This is a genomic window from Candidatus Cyrtobacter comes (genome assembly GCF_034470605.1).
Lineage (GTDB): Bacteria > Pseudomonadota > Alphaproteobacteria > Rickettsiales > Midichloriaceae > Cyrtobacter > Cyrtobacter comes.
Genome location: NZ_JARGYT010000001.1, coordinates 23,906 through 44,313, shown reverse-complemented (window position 1 = coordinate 44,313; position 20,408 = coordinate 23,906). Strand labels below are relative to the sequence as shown.

The following is a 20,408-nucleotide window of genomic DNA, read 5'->3' as shown; positions in this document are numbered from 1 at the left end:
GACATGCAGAATTTTCATCTTAATTATAAATTAAATGCCGTATACAGCCCTATAAGCTTAAGATATGCAGCATATAATTTTACGCTTACAAAGCTCAATATTTAAAAGATAGATAATGCAGTTTATATTTTTTATATTAAATCACTAGCTTAAGTGGAGTCAGATCACCTTATAATCGATATGAATAGAGTGCTTATTTCATTATTTATTTATGTCAAAATCTTCTACAATAGATATCAATTTAGAAAGTCCTAAAACAGATAATACTCAACGTTTGGCATTGCATAGAGGGCGACTTTTAAAATTGATGGAGGCATGTAATGATAAATTACAAGAAAGGGGAACCACTGAGAAAGAGACGCAGGCCATCGCTAGTCTTCTACAAACAGTGTTATCTACTTTAGATAGAACGACCAAGGAGAGTATTACTATAGGCCACAAGGAGTTAGAAGAGTGTGGTATAGACATAACAAAAGCAAATCAGGTATTAGGAACTACAACGCGTTCTAATAATAAATCTATTGATAGTGGTAATATATCAATAGACTCTAAATTGCTCGATACAATTGGTACCAATGAACCATTTAAAAAGCCATTAAAGAATGCAAAAATCTTTCTAGATGCTGTACGCAGTAAAAGTGATACTATTGATAAAAACCAAAACATAGTCACCGCTGCTGATAGTACTGTAGAAGTAGTTGATAAATTAGTAGAACCAACTCCTGATACAACTCATGAAAAACAAATAGAGCAGGATAGTTTTATTAGAAAATTTTTGATTGCCATAAAAGATGTTGTGAATTCTATGCTCAGTTGCCTAGGAATTAAAACAATGAATAACAACAAGCATCAAGATAGATTAACTGCTGAGCGAACTAACAGTGTATCTGAAGTGCGCTCCAGGTCCTGAGTGAATGAAAAACGTTTAAAAAGATGTGATGGTAAAAATTAGGTTTGCCAATTTAGCCTACAACGTTAAAAGCTATGTGTTTTTTGAAAAAACAGTATATCCATGGAATAGCTATGCTTAAAATAAGAAATTTAGCCCATAAATCTGGATTTATGCACATTTAGAGATAAATAAGAGGGTTTTCAACATAGATATGCTATAGTTTTGTTGATGATCTCAACAAGGAGTGGTTCAAATGATCCAATGCAAGACGTGTGGCGGTGAGAGAATTGTAAATTGTAAAAAATGGCAAAAACAAAGGTGCTATAAATGCAGAGAATGTGGTCTCAATTTTGTTGAAGGCGGATCGCGCCGAAAAACCCAAAACTACGCTCAAAAAAGCTCTGTGCGTTTTGCTGTATGCCACACCGGAAAAGCATCTTTCAATAAGCTGGCAAAATGGCTGAATCACTCTCCTCATTTATCGTTGGATCGTGGAGGCGATGGAAACCACGCCTGAGCCTGAAATTTCTGGCGATATTCAGGAAATGGAATTTTGACAAGATGTGGCATTTTATTGGGTCAACAAAAACAAATACTGGGTCATCAACGCCTTGGCTCAAAATTGCCTGGGTTACAGGTCTTAGTGATGCTTAAACCTTTAGACAATTGTATATTTTTACGGATAATTGGTATGTATTTTCGAAAGTTTAAGATCGTCACATTATCGGCAAAAAAGACACTGTCTGTATCGCACGTGATAACACAAGGAATTGTTTAGGTCGTATGACCAGGTGCACAAAAATCGTCTCCAAAAAAGAGGAAATGGTTTACGGCTCAATCAAGCTTTGGGTCGCTCTTTCAACGCCAGAAATCTTCGCTCATTATCAAGAGGCCTTTCTATCTATATGTAGGTGAAAACTCTCAACTTTTTTGAAGAAAATGCCACAGTTCATCGAACTCTATCTCCTGGATATCTGCCAGAAATGCTGAATTCTGAAGTCTTGGCCTCTACGATCCACCGATAAATGGGCGAGTGATTTAAGACTTTTCATGGAAAATGAGGCTTTCCCAAGGCTGTAGAGGATCACGCAAAGAGCCTTTTGACGGTCGTTTCACGGTTATACCGACGATCTCCCTTCACAAAATTCTCAAGGTCACATGCTTTATATTTATAGCGCTGAATCCCGCGCACATTGCCATTCTTATGCGTATCTTCGCTTTTGCAACTTTTTCAGATGATCATCTGAAACCAACCTAATTGAGTATTTCAATAGCATTCTATCAAAATACTATCTAAATGTGAAGACTCTCTTATTTGGAAATACGAAACATTGAGAAGATTACAATTTATAGCAACCAACCACATAGCTTCAATCCAACAGCTATATAGAGAGAATCAAACCTTTTCAACGAAGCGACAGAAACTTCCAAATCACAACATGTGTTATAGCTGTTTTATTTGAGGTGGCGTAGACAGCACACAATAATACCGCATATATTAAAGCCTATGCTAATTCAGCTTAAATCACTACATAACATCTTAGCAAAATGGCAAGCAAAACTGTAAAAGGAAGAGCCAAATACCAAATTTTAGCCCCATAAACACAATTGCTCGCCATTAACAGTGAAAATATCTGCCTAATATTGCTTCCTTTTCACAAAAAATATATCACTTTCCGCAGAGTGCTGCGGTTTTCTCCTTGTGTCTCTGGAATCACCCCTGGTATCCCTAGAATCACCTCTTGTGTCTCTGGAATCGCCCCTGGTATCCCTAGAATCACCTCTTGTGTCTCTGGAATCGCCCCTAGTATTACTACGCGGTTTAGATGGGTACCTCTTATTCTCATCATCAGACGAAGAAGAAAAGCTTCTTTTTCTAGCACCTGAGTCAAATCTACCTTCAGAAGAACGCAATGGCTTACCCACCCTCTCCTCAGAATCTTCTCTCATACTAAGCCTAATCTTTCCGTCTCTCTCAATTCCTATGACCCTCACATTTACTTCATCCTCTTCCTGAACCACCTCAGATATATCTTCTACCCTTTTAGTAGAAAGCTCACTGACATGCACAAGCCCTTCCTTAGTTCCCATAAAACGAACAAATGCACCGAACTGAGCAATCTTTACTACAACACCCTGATAGACCTGCCCAACAACAGGCTCTGCCACTATGCCTTCTATCATCCCAAGCGCTTTATTAGCGGAATCAGAATTTGAGCCATATATGGTTATATCACCACTATCTTTTATATCTACCTTTGCACCAGAACGCTCACATATATCCTTAATAATCTTACCACCAGCACCTATGACCTCCTTAATCTTATCCTTAGATATCTTAATATCCTTGATAACAGGCGCATACTTACTTAAAACAGCCCTAGGAGAGTCAATTACCTCGTTCATCTTACCAAGTATATGCTCTATTCCAGTATAAGCCTGAGATAATGCATTTGAAAAAATGGAAAAATTTATACCAGGTATCTTTATGTCCATCTGGAACGCGGTTATACCATTTTTAGTCCCGGCAATTTTGAAATCCATATCGCCAAGATAATCTTCCTCTCCGGTTATATCAGATAAAATTACACACTTATCACCATCTTTTATCAATCCCATAGCTATTCCAGCAACTTGAGAAGAAAGCGGTATACCAGAAGCCATCATGGAAAGTGATGCCCCGCAAACAGTTGCCATTGAAGAGGAACCATCTGATTCTGTAATCTCTGAAACAACCTTCACCGTATATGGAAATACATCTTTACCAGGTGTCACAGCAGAGATAGCCCTAAGAGCCAATCTACCATGCCCTATCTCTCTACGCCCAGCAGGTCTCATTGGCCCTGACTCACCTACAGAATATGGCGGGAAATTATAATGCAGCATCAACCTCTCAGTGGAGCTACCGGTTATATTATCTATGATCTGTTCATCTTGAGCAGATCCTAACGTAACAACAACACATGCCTGTGTGTCACCTCTAGTAAATAGAGCTGAACCGTGGGCTCTTGGCAATAAATCTAACTCACCGTATATCCCCCTTATATCAGTCACAGACCTACCATCTGCTCTAACCCCTGTACCTACTATCTTTTCCCTCATTACCTGATAGCATATGGTATCAAAGGAATGCATCACATCTTTTAACTGTTCCTGTGGAGAATTTGATGAAAGCTCAGATCTCAAATCAGATATCATCTTCCTTCTCCGGACCTTTTGCACTTCTTCATAGCAAGTAACAACTTTATTACGAATCTTCAAATTTACTTCTTCGAAGGAGCCATTAGTTTGAGCTACATATTGCGGCTTATTACCACTTCTAATTTCTTTAGCAAACCCTTCAACAAAAGCTACTAGAGATTTTATATGATCATGCGCAAACCCTAATGCATCGAGCATTACTTGTTGCGAAAGTTCACGTGATGAAGACTCAACCATCATGATAGAATCGTGCGTTCCAGCAACGACCATATCTAGTGTATCATCCTCTGAGCTACTGAGATTTAAAACAGGTGCTCCGTTTTTAAACCCAACCCTAACAGCGGCCAATGTATGCATAAATGGTGCATCTGATATACAAAGGGCGGCTGACGAGCCTATTATTGAAAGAACGGCAGGATCATATTCAGGATCATATGACAAAACAGTACATACTACACTTACCTCATGTCTATAACCTTTAGGAAACAGAGGCCTGATTGGCCTATCTATGAGCCTAGAGATTAAAACCTCTCTATCTGAAGGCTTCCCTTCTCTCTTTTGAAAACCTCCAGGAAATTTCCCAGCGGCATAAAACTTTTCTTGATAAGTGACACTTAACGGGAAAAAATCCACATCTTCACTAGGTGACTTATTTACGACGACTGCACACAGGACTACAGTTCCACCCATCGAAACCACAACAGAGCCACTAGCATGTCTCGCTATCTTCCCAGTAGAGAGACTTAAGCTCTCACCACCAAAAAGCACTTCTTGCCTTAATTCTTTAAACATTATTTAAATATTTATCCAATAAAATTCTTAAATTTTTCTATATTTTTCCATTTTTTACTTTCTAAGACCTAGCCTCTCTACTAGATCTTGATATCGTCCAGCCGATCTTTTACTAAGATATGTAAGCAGAGCTTTCCTCTTATTAACAACCCTAAGCAACTCTCTAACAGCCTGGTGATCTTTGGGGTGGCTTTTATAGTGCATTGCGAGATTCCTTATTCTCTCACTAAATATAGCGCACTGAGCCTCAACGGATCCCGACCCAGCTTTTGAAAATTCTTGTATCAGCTCGGCTTTATGCATTTTCACATTAGACATCTAAAACCATATAAATTTGAAAACAAACATTAAACAAAACCCCTTACAGGCTTTAGTAAACAGTGAGTTAACTCACATATGGCCACAGGCACATCCTCAGATTCTGAAACAACCAAAACTCGAGAAGAAGTACAGCAACCAACAGGAAGATTAACAACTCTACCAAGCTTCAAAAGCGCGGCAACACCATCATCAACCTTTAGCCTAATCGCTTCATCTACCATAGAAACACAAGAAAGAAAATAGCTAGACAAAAAATTGTTATGATTTGGTGTAAAAATATCATCCTCCGTAAGCGCATTCGATAAATCAAAATCACCTATGGTAACTCTTTTTAGTTGGCATACGTGTGACGGATAGCCAATTATGGCACCTATATCTCTAGCTAGCGACCTAACATAAAAACCAGAACCGCACCTCAATCTAAATACTGTTCTACAACCCTCATGCTCTAAGATTCTTAATTCATACAGCTTCACTATACGCTCCTTCATTTCAACATGCACACCACTCCTTGCTAATCTGTAAGCCCGTTGTCCATTAATTGAAATAGCACTATAAGAGGGCGGAATCTGGCCCATCTCACCACATCCAATCTCCGCTATTGCAGACTGTATCTCATCAAGGCTCGGAACGGATCCAGCAATATTAGAATTCCTGGTACCAGTATTATCTAAAGTATCAGTACCGTAGCTCCAATCTACGGTAAAAACATATTCCTTATCTTTTTTCACTGCAAAACACATCAACTTAGTCGCTTGACCAAACCCTACGATAAGCAACCCACTCGCAAATGGATCTAAGGTTCCACAATGACCAATTTTTCTAAATCCAAACCTTTTCTTTAAAACCGCAACCGCCTTAGCAGAACTCATTCCAATAGGCTTATCAAATAATAACCATCCGTCCTCTTTACTGTTCACAATCTTTATTAAAACATGATAATAAAATTAACCTATATTTACCCATCTTAGCATTAAAAAATGATGGATGAGAGGAAAGGGCCCATCCAATACTCTGCACATTACCCTTTTCATTAACTATCTCTATAAAAGCAGAGCACCCATGAAGCTCTTCTTGACAACAGTATGAGGCTAAAACCTTGACCATATATCCGTAAATGTTTACGGGCCGCCCTTCAACAAACACTTCCATATCTTCATAAGAAGCATAATCCATATCTAAAACTCTTAACCTAATACAATTTGTTTGTATATATTTTAAGCTACCTTCATCAACTTGAGCACGAAAACTAACTTGCGGCACACCATCTTCTTGAGCTTTATTACCCACTTTATCTGTGGTTGCAATAGGTAACTCAACTTCACTTGCGCTCACCTCATCAGCTTCACTAGTGGCCGCCCCTTCGCTAGCTACTTCTTCATCAACATCACAATCCTCAAGCATACTAAACGCATCACCCACATATCTCTGCCGCTCTGTAGCAAACAATGAATGTGAAAATGATAAAATCACATAGAGAAAAAAAACAAAACGAAAAATAAAAGAGGCTAACACACCTATAAATAAAGATTATTTCTTTTCTTTAGGAGCAGTATTTATGCTTCTAAAAACACCGAGCGCTTGGGCAATTAACGATGAGGCATCACTAACATTAGCAGGCACAACTATGGTATTTCCCTTTTGCGCAATTTGTTTAAACGCACTCACATATTCCTGTGCAATCTTAAACGAAACCGCGTCTTGACCACCACTTTGCCCTATTACAGAGGCAATCCTTTCGATACCAATGGCAGTTGCGACAGCCACAGTTTGTATAGCCTCCCCTTCCCCTTTTGCAATATTCGCCTTTTCAGCCATCACAGCCTCAGATGCAAGTACCACCTCTCTCTTTTTAGCTTCCGCTATATTAATCATAGATTGCATCTTGCCCTCAGAATTCAATATCTCAGCCCTCTTCTGTCTTTCAGCAGCAACCTGAGTTTCCATAGCTTTAACAACCGTAGCAGGTGGCTTTATATCCTTAAGCTCATACCTCATACACTGTATCCCCCAAGTTGTTGCAGCTTCATTTATAGCATTAACTATTTGAGTATTTAAAAAATCCCTTTCCTCAAATGTTGTATCCATACTCAGCTTACCTATTGCAGATCTCATTGATGTCTGCGCAAGTTGTGTAACAGCATAATATGGATTTTCGATTCCATAAGAGGCATCAACTGGGTTGATTATTCTAACATAAAGCACACCATCTAACAGAACACTAACGTTATCCTTCGTGATGGCAGCTTGCTCCATTACATCAAGCACAGTCTCTTTCAATGTGTGCTTATATTTAACAGAATCCATAAATGGCAATATAATATTCACGCCAGGCTGCAATGTTTTATGATACCTGCCAAGCCTTTCAACAATCCAACTTTGTTGCTGAGGAACTATCTTTAACGACGAAAAGATAATAACCACAAATGCTATAAGTATAAATAGTACAATCTCCATTATTCCTTACCTTCTTTTACAAAGAAAATATTACCAATATTTTCCACTATTACAACACTAGAGCCGTTTTTTATTAAAAGACTAGAAGATGCATTACAAGTTGTACCAGACCACTTTATCTTACCTATCTTCCCGGGCTCAATATCACCACCTACAACTACCGCACTAGAGCCAACTATATTGTTATAATGCTGTCTTTTATCTATGAAATACCCTTTTATCCTCCTCCAAGATAAAACACTAATAACTATGAACAAGAAAGAAAATAAGGAGAGTTGCGAAATGAAATCTGGAGTAACTCCTAAAAAAACCACAACAGATACAAGGATTGCAGACAAACCCATGATGAAAAGCAAAAAAAACGCACCAAGAATAAGTTCCGCAAGCAATAAAAAAACACCAAAAACGGCCCAAAATACATCAATATTTTCAACAAGGTATTCAAACATCTATTTCCTAGACAATAAACATGAGATCTGTCAGGATTCCAAACAGGCAGCATGTCGCATTGTATTAAATCTCTTATGAAATTTCAAGATACAGGTAATTATAAAGAGGCATTTCACATAATATCATTATTAGAGAAGATAGGTGAGGCAAGAATAGTGGGTGGCGCAGTTAGAGATATGCTATTTTCAATCGAGCCTAAAGATCTAGATATAGCTACCACATTAAAACCAGAAGATGTGATAAAAATTTGCAAAGAAGCTGAAATAAAATTTATACCAACTGGGATAAATTTTGGAACTATAACAGCAGTTGTAGATGGTAAAAATTTCGAAATCACCACACTTAGAAAAGATGAAAAATGCGATGGTAGACATGCACAAGTCTCTTTTACAACTAAATGGGAGGACGATGCATCAAGAAGGGATTTTACAATTAATGCATTATATATGGATAAACATGGCAATGTTTATGATTATAAGGGCGGTATACAAGATCTAGACGACAAAATGATCAAATTTATCGATAATCCAAATGATAGAATACACGAAGATCACTTAAGGATATTGAGGTATTTTAGATTTATCAGCTATATAGGTGTTCATAAAATAGATAGCCAGAGCATGGAAAGCTCTATAAAATATTCATATCTATTGGATAAAATATCAGGAGAAAGGATAAGAGCCGAGATATTAAAGACTCTCTCTAATCCCTATGCAATAGAAGTAATTAGTATAATGTATAAAAATAATGTCTTAGATTCTATACTAATACCAAAAAATTTCGAAAATATTCAATTATTAAATTTTTCTAACGACCCAATAATTAATCTTGCATACATACTCTTTATAAATAAAACAAAAAAAGAGCACATATTGCAAATATACGAAAGATGGAAATTTTCTAATAAAGAAAAAGATAGACTAAGCTTTCTTCTTTTTCATGAATATAAAAATCTCTATTTAATAGATGAGCCAGCACTAAAGGAACTAACTTATGAATATGGCGTGGAGCGCATATCTGATATTATAGCCTTTCAAAGCCTCGTGTTTAATATTGAGCAAAAAGAAGCACTGCTAGATAGAGTACTATCATATGAGTACCCAAAATTTCCAATCTCTGGCTTCGATTTAATGGATCTTGGCATACATGGAAAGGAGCTTAACATTTTGCTTAAAAAGGCAAAACATATATGGATAGATTCAGATTTTAAAAAATGTAAAGAACAATTAATAAAAGAACTATTTATCTAATAAACACCATCAAATAGGACGGCCATGATATAGATATTTTAAGGTAGCGTACCCTCCCTTTGGCATGCTACCTTAATATTTTCTTTGCCTAAAATTACCTTCGCTTTTATATCTAAGATGCCAACTGACTTATTTAAATATCTGTGTCGCCAATTTTATCCCCTTGTTCTATAAAGCTTATTACTTTCTGGCGTGAATCTACACTATATGCTCACATTTTTATAGCACCTAGCCTTCATTGCACTCTATTGTATATTTTATGCTATCTCAACTTATCGCACTACATCTACAGATTATATAAATCTGTAGATACGACTATGCAAGGTAGCTATTACAAAAACTGAAGCTATAAGAATTAGCTTACCAGATTATTTCAGGATACAAAAATAATCTACAACACTCAAACGAGCCATCTTATAAATAATTTACATCACCATAAGAGCCATATAATGCAATAATGCTATTAAGCATTTCTACAGCTTCTTTTCGAGGTCTTTGAAACGTATTACGTCCAATTATAGATCCTGACCCACCACCTTTTTTAATTGCAAGAATCTCATCTTTTATATTGCTTATGTCTTTTGAAGCACCACCAGAAAATAGTACAATCCTCTTTGAGCTAAACGCACATTTCATAATTTGCCTGATACGCAATGACATATCATGAAGATCAAAGTTAATATTAACCTTTTTATCCATTACATGAGATGATGGTATCTTAGTCTTTATGATATGCGCCCCCATTAGCGCCGCAATATGCACCGCATACGAAATAACATCAATTGATGTCTCATAACCATCTTCTATTCCAGCACCCCTTGGATAAGACCATATAACAGAAGGAAGGCCATAAGAGTTTGCTTCACATATTATTTCTTTCGCCTCTTCCATCATATATAACCCTTGAGGAGAGCCTGGATATATTGTAAATCCCACGGCACAACAGCCTAACCTAACAGCATCTTTTACAGATGCCGTTATAGCCTGATACTCGCCATTTAATTCTTTTGGATGAAGCAAATTAGAATTATTCAATTTTAGTATCAATGGTAACCGATGGGCATAGAGATCTGCAGCCAACTCAATCATACCTATAGGCGCAGCATAAGCGCTCAACCCAGCTTCTAAGGCAAGATTAGGATGATACAACGGATCATACGCATCCTCATTATATGAAAAACTTCTAATAGGACCATGCTCCACACCCTGATCTACAGGAAGTATCAGTAATTTTCCAGTATGAGCAAGCCTTCCAGAGGTTAGCAATCTAGCAATGTTAACCCTTACACCCACAGGAGCGGCGCGATAATTAGATAGAATACTAGAAACTATATCGCCCATTTACCTATATTCAGATTCTTTTTTTATATTATGCGCCAATGCCGTCTCCCAACGATCTCCATTATCAAGAAGCTTGGCCTTGTTATATAAGAGCTCCTTATGTGATTCTGTTGCAAATTCAAAGTTAGGACCCTCAACTATTGCATCAACAGGGCAGGCTTCTTGGCAGAAGCCACAATATATACACTTTGTCATATCTATATCATACCTTGTAGTCCTCCTCATCTTATCATCACTCTCACATGATTCTATAGTTATTGCTTGTGCAGGGCATATAGCTTCGCAGAGCTTACAGGCTATGCACCTTTCATTACCAGAAGGATAGCGCCTCAGGGCATGCTGACCACGAAATCTAGAGCTTAAAGGCCCTTTTTCATGCGGGTAATCTAGAGTAACTTTTTTCTTGAACATATGCTTCAAGGCAAGAAGCATGCCACTTATTATGTCTACAAGCAAAAAAGACTTCAGGGGCATCATAGAAAGAACGCTTTATACCAATATCAGAAATAATACACTTCGATAATTTAATATCAATAATTGAATTTCGGTTAATTTATTAATATAACAAACTAGGTGCGAATTGGAGAGAAAGACGGCAATAGAATCGCAGAATTTATCAAATTCAGCAGCCCTCCCTTTACTATACAGCGATAGCTGTTTTATTTGATGTAGCGTAGATAACATGTAATAATACCACCTATATTACATGCTATCTCATCTTAGCTTACTATATCCGCACAGACAAGTAGGGCGAACCTATTTTAAGAATCTAAATCGTAGAGATTACAATATCTTCAACATTAAAAAACCAAATCTAGCCCCGCAAGTTAGGTATTAGAACTTAAATCTACTTATTCTACCCTCTCTTTTTATTTTACGTTGCAACACCTTTAATCCATAAAGCAGCGCCTCAGCAGTAGGAGGGCAACCTGGCACATATACATCAACCGGCACTATCTGATCACATCCCCTAACAACCGAATACGAATAATGGTAATAACCACCACCATTTGCACAACTACCCATGGAAATCACCCATCTAGGTTCCGGCATCTGATCGTACACTCTTCTTAGCGCAGGGGCCATTTTATTAGTTAATGTACCGGCTACTATCATAAGATCAGATTGCCTAGGGCTAGGTCTAAAAAGCATACCATACCTTTCTAAATCATACCTACTAGAGGCCGTATGCATCATTTCCACAGCACAACAAGCAAGACCAAAAGTCATCGGCCATAGAGAGCCAGTCCTAGCCCAATTTACAAGATCACTTAATTTTGTAATAAGAAATCCACCTGCTTTCGAATCCGCACTTTTCAATAAAGAATCCTGCGTGATATCAAAAACCTGAGATCTGCTATTATAAGAAATACTATTAGACATATTTTACCAATCTAAAGCCCCCTTTCTCCACTCATAAACAAACCCTAGCGTTAGAACGCACAAGAAAGATATCATGGAAAAAAAAGAAAAAGTACACATATCAGATATTAATAAAGACCATGGAAATATAAAAGCTATCTCCAGATCAAATAATATAAATAGTACAGATACAAGATAAAACCTCACATCAAACTTACTTTCATTACCACCAAATGGGTCAAAACCACATTCATAAGTAAGCATTTTATCCTTATAAAACCTAATTCTTCCAGTAAAAAATGGAGCTATGGCTAAAATAAAAGCAATAGCTAGAGCCACCAGAAAAAATATTAGGACCGGAAGATAACTATGCATAATAATAAAAAACCTAATTTATCAAAACATTCCTAGTCGCAGAAGGAAATTTAAATACCATACCCTCAAGATCTTTATTGACTATGATCTGACAACTCAATCTAGAGAGCGGAGTAAGGCCAAATGCAAGATCCAGCATATCTTCCTCTTCCTCTGTTGCTTTTTGCAGCTTATCATAATCACTCTTATTCTCTACAATAACATGACAAGTAGAACATGCAAGAGATCCATTACATGCTCCCTCTATACCTAAACTCCTCCCTACTTCCATAATAGACAGCCCTTCTTGCGCCTCTATTTCTATTTTAGCACCCTCTTTATTTATAAATATTATTTTTACCATATCGATATTAACTATAAATTATTCTGTCTTTTTTTCAATTTTATCAGCCTTCTTTCCAAACAGATCTGCAATTCCATCTCTTTTTACCCTTACTCTAGTACCTTCCGCTATCTCTAAACTTAAAAAAGCTTCTTCAATTTTTGCTATTTTACCAATAATCCCGCACTGTAATACAATTTCATCCCCTTTTTCAAGTAACGAAATCATTTCTTGATGAGCTTTAGCTCGTTTCTGCTGAGGACGTATTAGTAAAAAATAAAATACCACCATGATCAATAAGATCGGTGCGAGGCTATTGACAAGATTACCCAAATCTGCCGCGTCATGCGCAAACGCAAAATTAGCAAAACCCGTACTGACAAATAGCAATAAAAATAGACGAAATCTCATATTAGTAATTAAAAAAATTTACCTACTTATAAACCCTAAGATTCACTTTCTCAATAAGTAAAGTTACTTATTACCAATACTTGTGTGGATATTGTTTAAATCCAAAGGATATTGAGCTCTACAAACCTCTGAAAAATGAGAAAATTTATAATTTATGAATTAAACAAACCTACAAGCGTTATATTTACAGCCTCTTAGACCCTAAGCAATTTTGCTTAGCGTGGCAATATTTATGTACAGATAATTACAGTGTATATAAATATTACAAGATATTAAAGTATCATCATACTTCAAAATCAGAAACATCATTGGTAGAATCAAAGAATTCTCTCATAAGAGATTATTTTGCAAAGTTTAATTGTAAAATAAAAAGATACAGCAAATCTGTTAAGATGATTGTTGCTAGTTTAACACTACTATTTTGGAAAGATTTGATTAATCTCAATTCCTATCTATAATTATTAGATAATGTCCTTTTTTTGGCACAAGCTTTTTCTGAATAGAGTAGTATATGCCACAGTTTCTCCATTCTCATATGACACATACCCTCTTCTTTGATACTATAAAATAATCATCACCTACCGCGTGATTGCCCGCCCTGCTCATTAAGAACCCTATCTGTAAATTTTCCTACTCCTTCAGTTTTTGCGTTTTGGACAGCCTCTTTTCCCTGTTCTGGCTTATTATGAATAGCGGTTTTCATGCTATCCACTATAGAATCAAGCCCAGCCTTCTTATCAAATTCTTTCATCCTACTTTCAAATGATGATATTGATGCTTCCATATCTTTACCTAATTTTTCTACTTCTTTGGAAAAGTTTCTAGCATCATGTTCGGCCCCCTTCTCTTTAGAGCCACCAGGTGTTAAAAAGCTTACTACATTCTTTAACATATCAACAAGCTTTTGCTCAAAAGATTTACTAGTTTCTTTAAGGTCATTCTGTACTTTTGGCTGCTTTTTATCTAACTTTTCACCTAATTTATTTAACTCTTTTTCTGTTAGCTTATCCAAATCATCAAATGAAACATCCTTTTTTGCAAAATCATTAACTTTTTTAGAGTCAACTTTCGATTCCATCTCCGCCTTCTCCTTAAGCATACCTGCTATGTCCTGTCTTATTTCTTTATCCAATCTATCAAAATCTTTTTGCCCCTTATCTATACGACGCTGCGCCCCCTGTTCTATCTCCTTATTTAACTCATCAATCTCCTTCATAGCTCCACGTACCTGCTTGCCAGCCTGCATATCCTCTGCCTTTATTCCCTTTTCTATCTCCTCAAGTTGTTTATCAAGATCATCCCCTTTGATCGCGTGACGACGCTCTGTTTTACCTTGCTGAGCCTCATTAAATCGTTTATCAAAATCGTCTTCTATTATACCATCACCTAAGCCCTCTTTTAGAGCATTAAGGCGCTCCACAAGTGATTTATCAGCATTACTTACTTCTTTATCTTTATTATCCTTCATAGCCAGACCGCTTAAAATCAATAGGCTAGCATGAAAAAATATATATTTGCAACATATTAACCAGGCATTATAAATCTACATAGCCACCCTTGAATAAGGTACTTCATTCAATAACCTTCTTGCATAACTTTGACACAATGTATTAACATCTTAATTATCCAAGCTGCATGTTATGACGAGGCGCAAAGTAATTGACAAGTATAAAAAAGAAGAATAATTGAGAGTCTTCACATTTAGATAGTTTTTGGTAGAATGCTATTAAAATACTCAATTAAATTGGTTTCAGATGATCATCTGAAACCTGTTGCAAAAGTGAAGATACGCATAAGAATGGCCATGTGCGCGGGATTCAGCGCTATAAATATAAAGCATGTGACTTGAATTTTGTGAAGGGAGATCGTCGGTATAACCGTGAAACGGCAGTCAAAAAGGCTCTTTGCGTGATCCTCTACAGCCTTGGGAAAGCCTCATTTTCCATGAAAAGTCTTAAATCACTCGCCCATTTATCGGTGGATCGTAGAGGCCAAGACTCCAAAACCCAGCATTTCTGGCAGATATCCAGGAGATAGAGTTCGATGAAATGTAGCATTTTCTTCAAAAAAAGTCAAAAACTCTGGGTCATCAAGGATCGTAGCAGAACTATTGCCTGTGTTACAGGGGATGCTACAACGTTCAAGCGACTTTTTGAGAAAGTAGAGAGTCTGGAAAATTGCCGATTTTACACGGATGATTGGGATGCATTTGCCAAAATTTTGCCTAAAAATCGCCATGTTATCGGCAAATCAGGAACCGTATGCATTGAGCATAATAACAGCAACACAAGGCATGACCCGCCGCACAAAAATTGTATCCAAAGAAGAATCTATGGTTACTATAAAGCCTCTGGTGCGCTCTTACAACACCGAAGATTTTTCAGCATTATCAGGATACATTATTATCTATCTTTAGGTGAAAACTCTCGAATAATTAAGTGGAATAAAGAGATACTTAAAAAAACTGAAGAAAAAGAGCTCTGGAGGAAAATCCAATATATATATATATATTTATTTATAGGTATGTTGTTGATATTATTAGAATATCTTAAAGAATATACAACATATTTTCATATACGCTCTTCATATGTCATAAGTAAAAGTACATATTATAGAAACATTAAATGGATAGAAGATACTTTAATTAAACATCCAGACCTTGCTTTACCTTTTTACTTATAACTTAATGCAATTATAGCACTAGAATAAATACTATACTTAATATATGCCTAACCCGTGTTGGATTGGATATGCTATAATAAAGCCACGTTATTATAGCCAAATCATCTGAAGCACAACGCAGGCGCATAATTTTACCCTTTAATACACCTCTATCAAGCATGTAAAAGCGCAAATCTTATGGCGACACAATCTAGAGGATTGTAGAAAGTTTTAAAATTTAACCACCTCATCACTTAGGGAACCCTATATGCGGTAGCTAGATAAACGGAATAGCTTAAGATCCTTATTGTATAAGAATTATTAAACTAAGCATCTCCTACCCTCATAATATTCGCTAAATCTTTTTCGTATGGCGATTTAGCCTTATCCTGTAGCCATGAATTGAAGGCCCTGCCACCAGATTTCAATTCATAGCTATCAATACCACCCTATATACTACTTAAGCTTGAAATTATTAAACATATTGAAAAAACTATTGTCAGAAGAAATTATGACAGTCGTATCATCCTTTTTTATGGAATTTTTATAGGACTCCATCAATCTGTAAAATTTAAAGAAATCCCTATCTTTAGAGGCCACATTTCCTAATATATTGATAACCTCAGAATCCGCCTCACCCTTTATTATTTCCGCCCTTTTTTGCGCCTGAGCAATAATAGCTACTTTATCCTTATCAGCATTTGACATTATAACTCGCGCCTGCCCCTCTCCTTCTGATCTTATTTCTTTAGCATCCATCTGCCTACCAGCTATCATCCTCGCAGATACCGCCTGCCTTGATGCATCGGGTAAACTCACCCTTAGTATACGCACATCTTGTATTGTAACACCAAATTTTTGCGCATGCTTATTAACATCCTCTAATATTGACTTCATCAATAAACCCCTCTTATTACCTAAGATATCTACAAAAGTACTTAAGCCAACAGACCCCCTAATGCTTGATTCCAAGACAGGCCCTATCCTATTGATAAACCTAGTTTCATCAAAAGAAGTTTGATAAAATTTCAATGGATCAACTATTTTATATTTCGCAAAAGCATCTAGCTGTACTGTTTTTTGATCTAGCGCCACAAGCTCCCCAGAAGCACCAGGTTTAAACGACAAATGCCTAATTCTAGCATCAAAGAAAACAACCTTCTGTATAAAAGGAATCTTAAATTTAATGCCAGGCTCAATTTCTTTAGAAACCGGCTCACCAAATTGCAGTACTATCGCAAGCTCCCGCTGATCGAGTATATAAAAAGAATTAAAAACTACGATTACAAGTACAATGATCGCCGCTACTATGATTTTAAATTTCATATTCTATTCCTTCTTCATAAAATCGGATAATTGTAATACAGGCAGCGCGCTACTCGCAACGGACTTATCTATTATTACTTTACTTAAATCTTTAAACACTAAAGACATAGTATCTATATACATCCTATCCATAGCAACCTGACCAAATTTCTTATACTCGTTATAGATTTTTTCAAATCTTGCAGCTTGCCCAAGCGCTTCTTCCACAACCTTTGCCTTATAAGCTTCAGCCTTCATAACAATAGCATCAGCCTCACCTCTTGTTCTCGGCAATAAATCATTTCTATATGCATACGCCTGATTTATAAATTCCTCTTTATTTGCCTTTGCAGATTGTACATCTCTATACGCGTCCATAACATTAAGCGGTACATAGCTGTATAATATTCCTAAATTTTCAATTTGTATCCCAGCATCATAAGAATCTAACATCTTCTGCAACAGCTCCATTGCATCCTTTTCTATACCTCTCCTCTGTTCAGATAGCGCCTCATTAAGCTTAGTAACACCTATCACTTGGCGCATAGCACTTTCAGCACCAGCCCTAGGCGTACTCTCTCCAGGTAAATCCCTTATATTGAAGAGGTACTTTTTTGGGTCTCGAATTCTCCACTGAAAATAAAAATGCATCTCCATTATATTTTCATCACCAGTCAACATCTGACTTTCTTCCCTAGCAAGATTAACATCAGAAATTTTCCCAGCAACTTGCTGCTTTTCTAGAAAAGAATCAGTGCCACCTTGCCTTATACCTATAACCTCCTTATTGATCGTAGTAACACTTAATTTTTCAACCGTTTCTATAGGGTACGGAATCTTATAGTTAAGCCCAGGCTCAGATATTCTCTCAAACCTGCCTAGTCTCAAAACAACCCCTTGCTCGTCTGCATTTATTATATAAAAACCAGTAGATAGCCATAGCGCTAGCGAAGCTATAATGGTAAACCAGATGAAAAACTTCTCTGTATTCTTCTTCCTTTCACCTCTCTTTTTAAAAATCTCCGAAATAATATTCTCAGAGCGCTCTTGTGACGCACCTTTATTAGGCTGCTTCCATGGATTATCAAAACTCATTCAAATTACTTTTACTCACAAAGTTTAAGTTACCAAGAAAACAGTATATAGAATAACTGTTATAATCTTTCAAGTGTATATGCGAATGGATCACATTAATGTTAAACAAAATATTGCAAAAAATAGTGTGATGATTTGTTCTGGCAAGGGTGGCGTTGGAAAATCAACCATGGCCGCAGTAATTGCACTATCTTTGGCAAAGAAGGGGCTTAAAGTCGCCCTTCTTGATTCAGATATATACGGACCGTCAATACCACATTTATTCAAAATAAAAAATGATGGACATGAAATGGTTAATGATAAATTAACCCCAAGCAACATCTGTGGAATTGAGATCATGTCTATGGGAATGCTAATGCCAGAAAAAAATGGTATCGTATGGAGGGGACCGATGCTAAGTAAAATGATTAAGCATATGCTACAAAATACGGCATGGAGCCAAGATTTAGATTATATGATAATTGATACACCACCAGGAACAGGAGATATACATATAACGCTTACAAAAGATTACGGAATTAATGAGTGCATATTAGTTTCAACACCAAGCCATATTGCTATTTCTGATGTTATAAGGGCCAAAGATGCAATGAAAAATTTAGGAATATGTAAAACATCATTAATAATAAATATGAGTTATATTGAATATAATGGGATAAATAAGAATATTTTTGGCAACACCACACCAGAGCAGTGCGCCGAATTAATAGAGATAGAGAAATTTATTCAAATTCCTCTATTGGAAAAGATAGCTAACTTTGATATAGATTGGGTTCTGCGTAATGATTTTATACTGAATTGCGTTGGAAGTTTGCTTTAGTTTTCATTATTTTTGATTTTATTAATTATAGATGGGTGCGATTAGAACGGATACTGTAAATGTGACAAGAGTAGATAATGGCGAAGACAGTTTTTTTATGCACATAAGATCTTCTTTTCCATATTCTGAGGTAAACTCTATGATTGAAGATGAAGTAGCTGCTAGGGCGGATAACTTCGCTATGCCTGGATTTAGAAAAGGTCATGTTCCGTTTGCCATGATGAAGAGGCAAATTAAATCAGAGCTGCGTAGCAACATAATAATGAACAAAACAACTAATATAGTTGCAGATTTTTTAGATAAGAAAGGATTATCTTCAATTGGAGAGCCTTCTTATATGGTAACTGCCATTGATGAATTAGGAGATGTTACATTTGAGGCTAAGATACTCCTGATGCCAAAAATCCCGCCAATCAATCTTTCAGAAATCAACCTAACTCGTCATATTGCTGAGGTTGATCAAGATGTGATAGAAAGAGCAAAAAGGCAATTCTTAAGTAGCACTAAAGAATTTAACGAAAAATTCAACAACAATCCTGGGCAAGATTATTGTACAAAACATGGCGATAGGATAAAAGCTGATGTTGAGATGACAATCGGAGATGCCGAACCGCAAAATAATGCTGATTTCTTAATGATTATAGGCTTAGAAATATTACCATCAGATGTTGAGAACGCACTTATTGGCCTAAAAGTAGGAGATATAAAAACTGTAGAGCATACACAACAGCATAAATCAAAAGAGGTAGTTAAAAAATTTAAGTTTAAGATAAAGTCTATTTCATCTTACGATGGAACTAAGATTGAACTAACTGATGAATTAGCAGTCAAATATGGCGCATCTAGCGTTGCAGATCTTGAAAATCAACTGAAAGAAAAAATAACAACAGAACTTGAAGTTTTTTCAAGAGCGAGACTGAAAAAGGATTTGATGGATGAGATATCACGCATTTATGAATTTGAAGTTCCAAATGCTTTAGTAGAAAAAGCAAAATTGGATGTAATTAAGTGGCTTCGTAGCAAAAAAGAATCCGAGAAAAGAAGTGATGAAGATCTAGAAGCAGAAGCTTTATCAGTCGCTAAAAGTAGAGTGAAGGTCGGTTTTGTTATCTCAAACATAGCTAACTTGAACTCCATAAAAGTAACCAAAGAAGAAATTGAGATGTTTATAGACCTTCAAAGAAAACAAGATCCTCAGAATGCTGATAAATTTGAAAAATTTATCTCCTCTAAAGAAAATCTTGCCGATTTAGAATCCAGAATATTTGAGGAAAAAGTGGTGGATTTTATGCTAAGTCGCATCACTATCCAAACTGTAACCGCCAAAGGTGATGAATTTTTCATGGTCTAGTA

General features: G+C 36.4%; 19 protein-coding genes and 4 pseudogenes. 6 read left to right on the top strand and 17 right to left on the bottom strand.

All coding sequences use genetic code 11. The annotated features are described in order from the left end of the window. The first annotated feature begins 211 nt into the window (after nt 1–211). Nucleotides 212–910 (top strand): hypothetical protein, encoded by a 699-nt coding sequence (locus tag Cyrtocomes_RS00180; RefSeq protein ID WP_322497193.1) that lies wholly within the window; start codon nt 212–214, stop codon nt 908–910. A 1,066-nt stretch (nt 911–1,976) separates the two neighbouring features. On the opposite strand, the pseudogene Cyrtocomes_RS06195 reads toward Cyrtocomes_RS00180, so the two are convergent. From Cyrtocomes_RS06195 to Cyrtocomes_RS00150, 7 genes and pseudogenes are all read right to left on the bottom strand, one after another. After that, nucleotides 1,977–2,111 (bottom strand): annotated as a pseudogene (locus Cyrtocomes_RS06195) (hypothetical protein); the annotation flags it as partial. Between the two features lie 419 nt (nt 2,112–2,530). Next, nucleotides 2,531–4,885, bottom strand: coding sequence for a polyribonucleotide nucleotidyltransferase (pnp, locus tag Cyrtocomes_RS00175; protein WP_322497192.1), 2,355 nt, complete (start codon nt 4,883–4,885; stop codon nt 2,531–2,533). A gap of 54 nt (nt 4,886–4,939) precedes the next feature. After that, on the bottom strand, nt 4,940–5,203 hold the full coding sequence (gene rpsO, locus Cyrtocomes_RS00170) for a 30S ribosomal protein S15 (protein ID WP_322497191.1): 264 nt from the start codon (nt 5,201–5,203) through the stop codon (nt 4,940–4,942). Between the two features lie 29 nt (nt 5,204–5,232). Further along, nucleotides 5,233–6,126 carry a tRNA pseudouridine(55) synthase TruB gene (truB, locus tag Cyrtocomes_RS00165; protein ID WP_322497190.1) on the bottom strand — a complete coding sequence of 298 codons (894 nt, stop codon included), beginning with the start codon at nt 6,124–6,126 and terminating at the stop codon, nt 5,233–5,235. Beyond that, nucleotides 6,116–6,679, bottom strand: coding sequence for a hypothetical protein (locus tag Cyrtocomes_RS00160; protein WP_322497189.1), 564 nt, complete (start codon nt 6,677–6,679; stop codon nt 6,116–6,118). The genes truB and Cyrtocomes_RS00160 overlap by 11 nt, the downstream gene beginning before the upstream one ends. A 57-nt stretch (nt 6,680–6,736) precedes the next feature. Continuing rightward, the gene (locus Cyrtocomes_RS00155) at nt 6,737–7,663 is read right to left on the bottom strand and encodes an SPFH domain-containing protein (RefSeq protein ID WP_322497188.1); all 927 of its coding nucleotides are present in this window, start codon (nt 7,661–7,663) and stop codon (nt 6,737–6,739) included. After that, entirely contained in the window at nt 7,663–8,112 is a 450-nt protein-coding gene (locus Cyrtocomes_RS00150; RefSeq protein WP_322497187.1) for an NfeD family protein, read from the bottom strand. The genes Cyrtocomes_RS00155 and Cyrtocomes_RS00150 overlap by 1 nt, the downstream gene beginning before the upstream one ends. Before the next feature lie 75 nt (nt 8,113–8,187). On the opposite strand from Cyrtocomes_RS00150, the gene Cyrtocomes_RS00145 reads away from it, so the two are divergent. Continuing rightward, the gene (locus Cyrtocomes_RS00145; protein ID WP_322497186.1) at nt 8,188–9,363 is read left to right on the top strand and encodes a CCA tRNA nucleotidyltransferase; all 1,176 of its coding nucleotides are present in this window, start codon (nt 8,188–8,190) and stop codon (nt 9,361–9,363) included. 133 nt (nt 9,364–9,496) lie between these two features. Here Cyrtocomes_RS00145 and Cyrtocomes_RS06060 read toward each other — a convergent pair. The 8 genes and pseudogenes from Cyrtocomes_RS06060 to Cyrtocomes_RS00110 all read right to left on the bottom strand — a co-directional run. Beyond that, nucleotides 9,497–9,568, bottom strand: a pseudogene (locus Cyrtocomes_RS06060) (hypothetical protein); the annotation flags it as partial. Nucleotides 9,569–9,777: 209 nt separating this feature from the next. Beyond that, nucleotides 9,778–10,704, bottom strand: a complete 927-nt coding sequence (locus tag Cyrtocomes_RS00140; RefSeq protein WP_322497185.1) for a class I fructose-bisphosphate aldolase — start codon at nt 10,702–10,704, stop codon at nt 9,778–9,780. Then, nucleotides 10,705–11,181, bottom strand: a complete 477-nt coding sequence (gene nuoI / locus Cyrtocomes_RS00135) for an NADH-quinone oxidoreductase subunit NuoI (RefSeq protein WP_322497184.1) — start codon at nt 11,179–11,181, stop codon at nt 10,705–10,707. 357 nt (nt 11,182–11,538) lie between these two features. Further along, nucleotides 11,539–12,087 carry a NuoB/complex I 20 kDa subunit family protein gene (locus tag Cyrtocomes_RS00130; protein ID WP_322497183.1) on the bottom strand — a complete coding sequence of 183 codons (549 nt, stop codon included), beginning with the start codon at nt 12,085–12,087 and terminating at the stop codon, nt 11,539–11,541. 3 nt (nt 12,088–12,090) lie between these two features. Beyond that, a complete protein-coding gene (gene ndhC, locus Cyrtocomes_RS00125; RefSeq protein WP_322497182.1) occupies nt 12,091–12,441 on the bottom strand; it encodes an NADH-quinone oxidoreductase subunit A in 351 nt (116 codons plus the stop codon). A gap of 13 nt (nt 12,442–12,454) precedes the next feature. Next, the gene (locus Cyrtocomes_RS00120; RefSeq protein ID WP_322497181.1) at nt 12,455–12,784 is read right to left on the bottom strand and encodes a 2Fe-2S iron-sulfur cluster-binding protein; all 330 of its coding nucleotides are present in this window, start codon (nt 12,782–12,784) and stop codon (nt 12,455–12,457) included. Nucleotides 12,785–12,802: 18 nt separating this feature from the next. Further along, nucleotides 12,803–13,174, bottom strand: a complete 372-nt coding sequence (gene yajC / locus Cyrtocomes_RS00115) for a preprotein translocase subunit YajC (RefSeq protein WP_322497180.1) — start codon at nt 13,172–13,174, stop codon at nt 12,803–12,805. Between the two features lie 574 nt (nt 13,175–13,748). Beyond that, nucleotides 13,749–14,642 carry a hypothetical protein gene (locus Cyrtocomes_RS00110; RefSeq protein WP_322497179.1) on the bottom strand — a complete coding sequence of 298 codons (894 nt, stop codon included), beginning with the start codon at nt 14,640–14,642 and terminating at the stop codon, nt 13,749–13,751. A 575-nt stretch (nt 14,643–15,217) separates the two neighbouring features. Between Cyrtocomes_RS00110 and Cyrtocomes_RS00105 the strand changes: the two are divergent. Next, a pseudogene (locus tag Cyrtocomes_RS00105) lies at nt 15,218–15,457 on the top strand (IS1 family transposase); the annotation flags it as partial. Nucleotides 15,458–15,700: 243 nt separating this feature from the next. Next, nucleotides 15,701–15,844, top strand: a pseudogene (locus Cyrtocomes_RS00100) (transposase family protein); the annotation flags it as partial. A gap of 447 nt (nt 15,845–16,291) precedes the next feature. Here Cyrtocomes_RS00100 and hflC read toward each other — a convergent pair. Further along, complete coding sequence (hflC, locus tag Cyrtocomes_RS00095; protein ID WP_322497178.1) at nt 16,292–17,161, bottom strand: protease modulator HflC; 870 nt, start codon at nt 17,159–17,161, stop codon at nt 16,292–16,294. A 3-nt stretch (nt 17,162–17,164) separates the two neighbouring features. Beyond that, on the bottom strand, nt 17,165–18,235 hold the full coding sequence (hflK, locus tag Cyrtocomes_RS00090; RefSeq protein ID WP_322497177.1) for an FtsH protease activity modulator HflK: 1,071 nt from the start codon (nt 18,233–18,235) through the stop codon (nt 17,165–17,167). Between the two features lie 85 nt (nt 18,236–18,320). On the opposite strand from hflK, the gene Cyrtocomes_RS00085 reads away from it, so the two are divergent. Together Cyrtocomes_RS00085 and tig are read left to right on the top strand one after the other, a co-directional pair. Then, nucleotides 18,321–19,055: a P-loop NTPase gene (locus Cyrtocomes_RS00085; RefSeq protein ID WP_322497176.1), complete on the top strand. Its 735-nt coding sequence runs from the start codon at nt 18,321–18,323 to the stop codon at nt 19,053–19,055. A gap of 31 nt (nt 19,056–19,086) precedes the next feature. Next, the gene (tig, locus tag Cyrtocomes_RS00080; protein ID WP_322497175.1) at nt 19,087–20,406 is read left to right on the top strand and encodes a trigger factor; all 1,320 of its coding nucleotides are present in this window, start codon (nt 19,087–19,089) and stop codon (nt 20,404–20,406) included. Nucleotides 20,407–20,408: the final 2 nt, after the last annotated feature.